2 protein-coding genes are annotated in these 1,006 nt (G+C 63.2%); both read right to left on the bottom strand.

Annotation, left to right across the window (positions count from 1 at the left end; all coding sequences use genetic code 11):
• Positions 1–781: IS66 family transposase (locus tag VSR82_RS39815; protein WP_498858906.1), on the bottom strand; the 781-nt coding region annotated here is incomplete at its 3' end.
• A 30-nt stretch (positions 782–811) separates the two neighbouring features.
• On the bottom strand, positions 812–1,006 hold a 195-nt coding region (gene tnpB, locus VSR82_RS39810; protein ID WP_498858905.1), incomplete at its 5' end, for an IS66 family insertion sequence element accessory protein TnpB.

The raw sequence follows: 1,006 nt of genomic DNA, 5'->3' as shown, positions 1-1,006 counted from the left end.
TCTTCCTGTTGCCCGGTGAGAGCACCGGGATCGGCGTGTCATCCGCGTGCAGTTTGGTCGCGGCCATCGTATAGCGGCGCAGCGCCTCTGTTAGCGGAGCGCACAGTGCCTCGCACTGGCCGACCCATCGGCCCATACTGGCCCGGTCAAGCGTCACGCCGTCGCGCGCCGCGATCGCCGATTGCCGGTACAACGGCTGGTGGTCTGCATACTTCGAGACGAGGATGTCTGCCAGCAAGCTCGGATGGGCGATGCTCCGCTCGATCGGCAGGCCGGGCATCGGCGGCTGGCTGATAGTGCTGCAGCATGGGCAAACCAGTTTGCGCCGGATCGTGCGAATGACCTTGAACGCCGCTGCGACCCGGGCGAGTTGTTCGGATTCGTCCTCGCCGAGCACCTGCATTGGCTGACCGCAATCCGGGCAACTTGATTCGGGCTTGAGCACATGATCCTCGCGCGGCAGATGCGCGGGAAGCGCTTGCCTGGAAGCCGCTTCGTCCGTCGTCGCATTCGAGGTGGACGCATTTGCACCGCGGGCCTGCGCACGCTGCACATCCACAACGCCGCGCCCGGCGGCCAGATCCTCAAGTTGAGTCTCGAGCGTCTCGATCTGCCGCTGCAACTGCTCGGACTTGCGACCGAACTGCATGCGCCTGAGCTTGTCGATCTGCGCCTTGAGTTGCTCAATCTCGACATCGCGTTCGGCAAGCAGGCTACGGGCCTCAACCAGCAAGGCCTTCAGGAGCTCGACATCGTCAGGAAGATCGGCGCCGTTCGACATGCGCCGTAGTTTACGAGTCTGCCGCGCGGTTTACAACATCGATAGTGCGGCAGTGCGACGGGGCTGTCGCCAGTCGATGCCCTCAAGCAGCATCGACAGTTGTGCAGAGCTCAGATGGACCTTGCCACCGTCGGCCTTGGGCCATATAAAACGGCCTCGTTCAAGCCGCTTCGCGAGCAGCCAGATTCCGTCCTCCGAGGCCCAGAGAATCTTTACCAGATCGCC

This window comes from Burkholderia sp. JPY481 (genome assembly GCF_038900515.1).
Taxonomy (GTDB): Bacteria; Pseudomonadota; Gammaproteobacteria; order Burkholderiales; family Burkholderiaceae; genus Paraburkholderia; species Paraburkholderia youngii.
This window is presented reverse-complemented; position numbering and strand designations above follow the sequence as displayed.